The organism is uncultured Campylobacter sp. (assembly GCF_937997595.1).
Lineage (GTDB): Bacteria > Campylobacterota > Campylobacteria > Campylobacterales > Campylobacteraceae > Campylobacter_B.
The window spans coordinates 1-5659 of record NZ_CALKTS010000249.1 but is presented as its reverse complement, the minus strand read 5'-3'; the positions used below and the strand labels follow the sequence as shown (position 1 = coordinate 5659).

Genomic DNA, 5659 nt, shown 5'->3' with positions numbered 1-5659 from the left:
CATTGATGAGGATGAGCTTGGTGAGTGCAATACAAGCCCGGTAGCGTATAGTGAACGCGCGACTTTACGAGTTTAATATAATTTTAACGGAGAGTTTGAAGCAGTAGCTACGACGGGACATGCATAGTTTTTTAACGTCTTATGTAAATTTAAGACGAGTATTATTGCGAGCGGGTGCAAATTTTTAGGTAAAATTTTATGCTCATTGATTTTTATATGGCTGCACTAAAGCATACCTCATACGGCAATTTCGTATAAATTTTAACGTAAATTTTGCCCCATTAGGGAGGTGGAATAAGATTTACGATCAAAAGGGCGTGGGATTATGTCAGCAGGCTGCGTGCGCGACGTAAAATACAGCGGTGCGAGGCGTGCCGAGCAGTGCGGATGAAACGACCTCGAACTGCTGCTTTTTAAAATAAAATTTCGCGACTAAAAGGCGATTTTGCCTTTGTAAATTTTAAAATTTTGCTAAAAATTCTTTGTATTTTTCTGCACTTTTTGCGATATACTCGCCATCTGGATGAAATGAAAATCCATAGCCGAAGTGGCACGGCAGCAGCTTAGCGCCCGTAAAATTCATCGCGCATTTAAAAGGTATGATAACTTCCTCTATGCCAAATCCGATCGTGCCGTCTTTTTTATAGTTGTTTCGCTCGTCGCCGATAGTGATCGCTAGGGCGAATTCTTTACCTTTTAGCTTGTCGCCGGTGCTGCCGTAAGCCCAGCCGTAGGCAAATACATCGTCGAACCATCGCTTTAAAAGCGGCGGATAGCTGTACCAATAAAGTGGAAACTGAATGATAATTTTATCGTGGCTCAAAAGTAACCCCTGCTCGCGCGCTACGTTTATTTTGCCGTTCGGATAAGCGGCGTAAATTTCGTGAATATCAAATTTATCCGCTTGCTTTTTGGCTACCTCGCGCCACGCCTTGTTTGCGTGCGAGCTTGCCATATCGGGATGAGCGATGATGATGAGATTTTTCATATTTTATCCTTGTTTTAAATTTCTTACATTATATGTTTTTTGGCTGAAATTTTGATTTATCATCTAGCATAATATGGGTATGAAATTTCAAGTGAAATTTTACTTCCACTCAAATACTACCGGAAGACTTGTAGTTTTTTGCATGCGATTAGAAGTTAAATTTATAAGTAAATACGGCAGGCCCCAAAATCGATAGAATTTTATCTATTAAATTGTATTAAAAATTTTAAATGGTATGAAAAATGCGCCGAAAAATTCGGCGCAAATGAAAGGAATACTAATCTTAGATTAGCGCAGGAGCTACTAAAAATCCTAGAGCGACCGAAAGCGCAACCATAATGGTTCCCGGAAGGAAGAATGAGTGGTTAAATACAAATTTACCGACTCTAGTCGTTCCGGTATCGTCCATAGCGATCGCGCCGAGCGTCGTAGGATAGGTAGGGAGCACGAACAAGCCCGAAACGGCTGCGAACGATGCGACTAAGATCCAAATTTGACCTGAATTTTCAGGGCTGGTCATTCCAAGCGCGGCGGCAACAGCAGGCATCATAACCTTTGTGGTCGCAGCCTGTGAGTATAGCAAGCAGCTTAGGAAGTATAGTGCGATAGCCAGTACGAAAGGATACTGCGTAACGACGTTTTTAGCTACCTCTTTGATGCTGTCGATGTGACCGTTTACGAAAGTAGTACCGAGCCACGCGATACCGATGACGCAGATGCACGCATTCATACCGCTTTGGAAGGTGCTGGTAGAGAGCAGTTTGCCCGTATCGATCTTGCACAAAACAGCGATAAGAAAGCCGATAGTTAGCATAAAGCTGATGATCGCGCTATCTCTTGAAAGGATCGGTTTTTCTACTAAGCCCACGCTCTTTGAGATCGCAAGTGCATAGCAAACGACGATCAAAACGCCGATAGCAAATATCGCAACCGATCTTTTCGCGTAAGGTTTTGGCTCTTTATACTCCTCGGCTTTGATCTCGGCTACAAGACCTTTTGAAAGTCTCTCTTTGTAAACAGGGTCTTTTGAAAGATCGAGATCGTAGAATTTATTTACGATGAAAGCCGTGATGATCATAGCTACAAAGGTAGTAGAGATGCAGATAAACAAAAGCTTAGGATAGCTAACGCCTAGCTTCTCGCACAGACCACTCATAGCGACGAACGCCGCCGAAATAGGGCTCGCAGTGATCGCTACCTGAGATGAAACGACTGAGAGTGCAAGAGGAGCGGAAGGTTTGATGTTCTGCGTCTTTGCGACCTCGACGATAACCGGGATCATAGAAAACGCAGTATGTCCGGTGCCCGCAAGTATCGTAAGTAGATAGGTAACGATAGGCGCTAGGAAGTTGATCTGCTTAGGATTTTTCCTTAAAATTTTAGATGCTACCTGAACCAAATAATCAAGTCCGCCTGCGACTTGCAGCGCCGTAATCGCGGAGATTACCGATGCGATAATTAGGATAACGTCAATCGGGATATCCTTCATATCGACCTTCATGCCCAAAATGGCTAGGACGACAACGCCCAAACCGCCTGCATAACCGACGCCCATTCCGCCTAGCTTAACGCCTAAGTAGATGCCGCCGAGCAACACGATAAATTGCAATATCACCATAAAGTCCATTGCAAAACTCCTTATAAAGTAATTTTTTTTAACGGCGCGCAGAATTCTAAAGATTTCAGCAGGTAAAATCCGAATTATCTTTATAATTCAGTGGTCGGAATTCTATGCGGAATTTTATCCTAAAATTTCGCAAGTGGAATTTTACTCCACGGAAGCTAAATCTAACTTGATGAAATTCTGCATCTACGGAATTCTGCACGATCAATCTTATCTATTTAGAATTCTACTTTGCGGAATTTCGCCTATTAAATTAACCGACGAAATTCCGCGCCGCACCTAGTTTGAAACTATTTTTTGCTCATATGTGGGTTGAGCATAGATTTAGGCTCTAGGATCTTATCGATCTCCTCTTTTTTCAAATATCCGCGCTCTAAGCAGATTTCGCCGACGGATTTTCCGGTCTGAAGCGCCTCTTTGGCGATACTTGCGGATTTCTCGTAGCCAATGTAAGGATTAAACGCCGTAACGATACCGACGGAATTTAGCACCGATTTTAGGCAAGCTTCAGGGTTTGCCTTTAGATGTTTGATAGCTTTTTCAGCTAGTGTATTCATCGCATTTTCCAAAAGCACGATCGAGTTAAATAACGCATATGCGATGCCAGGCTCAAACGCATTAAGCTCGAATTCTCCGCGCTCGGAGCAAAGCATGATCGTAACATCGTTGCCGATTACCTCATAGCAAGCCTCGCCTACGACCTCGGCGATGACCGGATTTACTTTGCCCGGCATGATGGAGCTGCCCGGTTGCATCTTAGGAAGCTCTATTTCGCCTAGACCGCATCTAGGACCGGAGTTCATAAGACGTAGGTCGTTTGCGATTTTGCTTAGGCGGACGGCTGCTGTTTTTAACGCGCCACTAACGTGAACGAAATCGGCAGTATCTTGCGTAGCGGCGATGAAATCCTCTGCGGCTTTAAATTTAACGCCGGTGATTTCGCCTAGTTTTTTCTCGACTACGTTTTTGTAATCAGGGTGGCAGTTGATGCCCGTACCAATCGCCGTAGCGCCCATATTTAGGTAAGTCATCGACTCTCTAGCAGCTTTGATAAGCGCGATATCGGTTTTGATGTAGGTAGCAAAAGCGTTGAAAGTATTTCCAAGAGTAGTAGGGACGGCATCCTCAAGCTCCGTCCTTCCCATTTTGATGACATCTTTGTATTCTTTGGCTTTAACTTCAAGCTCTTTTTTCAAATTTTCCATAGCTTTTAATAGATCGGTTAGCTTGGCGTAAGCGGCGACTTTGATCGAGCTAGGATAGGTATCGTTGGTGCTTTGACCCAAATTTGTGTGGTCGTTTGGATGGAGGTATTGGTATTCGCCCTTTTTGTGTCCCATGCTCTCCAAAGCTATGTTGGTGATGACCTCGTTGGTATTCATATTCGTCGAAGTTCCGGCGCCGCCTTGGATCATATCGACTACGAATTGATCTCTGAACTCTCCTGCGATGAGCCTGTCGCAAGCTTTTGCAATCGCATCGGCTTTTTGTGCGTCTAGGACTCCGACCTCTTTATTGGCTAGCGCAGCTGCTTTTTTGATTTGTGCAAATGCCTTGATAAAAAATGGATAGTCTTTGAGCGCTCGTCCGCTTAGATGGAAGTTCTCTAGTGCCCTAAATGTTTGCACACCGTAGTAAAAATCGTCGGAAATTTCTAATTCCCCGATGAAATCGTGTTCTTTTCTGGTCTTTGCCATAATAAGTCCTTTCGTTGAAATTGTTAATGGAATTTTAAAGCTTTTAGTATTAAAAACAGCTTAAAACGTAACGAAAAATTAAAATTTAGAAATTAGTATGATTGTTTAAGGCTTTAAATAGAATTTTACTTAAAAAATATTTTGGAATTCGCTACTAAGGCATAATTACACTTTAATAGAAATATCGTATTGCACGCAGATTATGAAAGTGAAATTATAAAAATTCTTGTTTAGCTTAAATTATAATTTGAAGAATTTGAACTTAAAGGCGATAAAATGGAATTTTTCATTGTATTTGTATTTACTGGCGTGAAACTATTTTTTGCGTTTTATAAAATAAACATATAGAAGCGAGATTATAATGACGACGGCGAACAGAGCGATCGTAATTAGATGCAGATCTTGCTTGATTAGCTCCTCGTTTTCGCCGATGAAATATCCCAAGCTCATTAGTATTAGTGTCCAAATCGCAGCTCCAAGCCCGGTAAATAGCACGAAGCGCGCGACATTCATCTTTGCAAGCCCCGCAGGAAGGCTGATGTATTGACGGATGCCAGGGATTAGGCGGCAGTTAAACGTTGAAATTTCGCCATGGCGGTTAAAAAACGCTTCGAATTTTGCAAATTTCTCCTCGGTGATGCCTACGTATTTGCCGTATTTAGCGATAATCTTACGTCCAAAAAAGTAGCATAGATAGTAATTAAACAGCGCGCCGGTGATGCTGCCGCCAAGCCCACAAACAAATGCTATAACAAAGCTCATCTGCGATTTTGAGGCCAGATAGCCCGCAGGGATCATCACTACTTCACTTGGGAAAGGAAAGAAGCTGCTTTCTAAAAACATCATCACAAAAATGCCAAGGTATCCCCAACCTGCGACAAATTCTACGATAAAATTTACGATATTAGAAAGCATTTGAATTCCTTGATTTAATGTAAAAAACCGGATACGCTTAAAATTTCGCGGAATTTAGCATCAGCAAAGCAAATAAGTTTGAAATTTAACAACCCGGCAATATAAGAGTGAGCTTAAAATTTTGCGAAATTTAGCGCATATAAAACAAAGGCGCGGGCTAAAATTTATCCCTGCAAGTTGCCACCGTAGCGAACTTGCATATAAATTTAATAGCCTCGCGCCTTAAAATTAAAACTATTTTGCGTATTCGATGTTTAGTTTCCCGAATAGCTCATTAGCCTTGTCATCGATTTTTTTGTTTACTTTGCTTGGAAGTAATTGATTTTTGATGAGATCTTTTACTTTTTCAAACGGCATAGTCTCAGCCTTTTTGCTGCTTTCTTTGTAGATTACATGATATCCGAATTGCGTCTTTACCGGCGTTTTGCTCATCTC

The 5659-nt window shown here is 42.1% G+C and carries 4 protein-coding genes and 1 pseudogene; all 5 read right to left on the bottom strand.

Going from position 1 to position 5659, the window contains the following annotated elements; all coding sequences use genetic code 11:
• Window positions 1-460 precede the first annotated feature (460 nt).
• A complete protein-coding gene (locus tag Q0614_RS08395) occupies window positions 461-988 on the bottom strand; it encodes an NAD(P)H-dependent oxidoreductase (protein WP_298787975.1) in 528 nt (175 codons plus the stop codon).
• Between the two features lie 283 nt (window positions 989-1271).
• The gene (locus Q0614_RS08390) at window positions 1272-2615 is read right to left on the bottom strand and encodes an anaerobic C4-dicarboxylate transporter (RefSeq protein WP_298787973.1); all 1344 of its coding nucleotides are present in this window, start codon (window positions 2613-2615) and stop codon (window positions 1272-1274) included.
• A gap of 287 nt (window positions 2616-2902) precedes the next feature.
• Complete coding sequence (locus tag Q0614_RS08385) at window positions 2903-4309, bottom strand: aspartate ammonia-lyase (RefSeq protein WP_005870686.1); 1407 nt, start codon at window positions 4307-4309, stop codon at window positions 2903-2905.
• Window positions 4310-4624: 315 nt separating this feature from the next.
• Window positions 4625-5224 (bottom strand): DedA family protein, encoded by a 600-nt coding sequence (locus tag Q0614_RS08380; RefSeq protein WP_297916153.1) that lies wholly within the window; start codon window positions 5222-5224, stop codon window positions 4625-4627.
• A 234-nt stretch (window positions 5225-5458) separates the two neighbouring features.
• Window positions 5459-5659, bottom strand: a pseudogene (locus Q0614_RS08375) (foldase); the annotation flags it as partial.

Coding starts and splice junctions, on each gene's coding strand:
- Q0614_RS08395 (WP_298787975.1), bottom strand. CDS start 988: ATGAAAAATCTCATCATCATCGCTCATCCCGATATGGCAAGCTCGCAC.
- Q0614_RS08390 (WP_298787973.1), bottom strand. CDS start 2,615: ATGGACTTTATGGTGATATTGCAATTTATCGTGTTGCTCGGCGGCATC.
- Q0614_RS08385 (WP_005870686.1), bottom strand. CDS start 4,309: ATGGCAAAGACCAGAAAAGAACACGATTTCATCGGGGAATTAGAAATT.
- Q0614_RS08380 (WP_297916153.1), bottom strand. CDS start 5,224: ATGCTTTCTAATATCGTAAATTTTATCGTAGAATTTGTCGCAGGTTGG.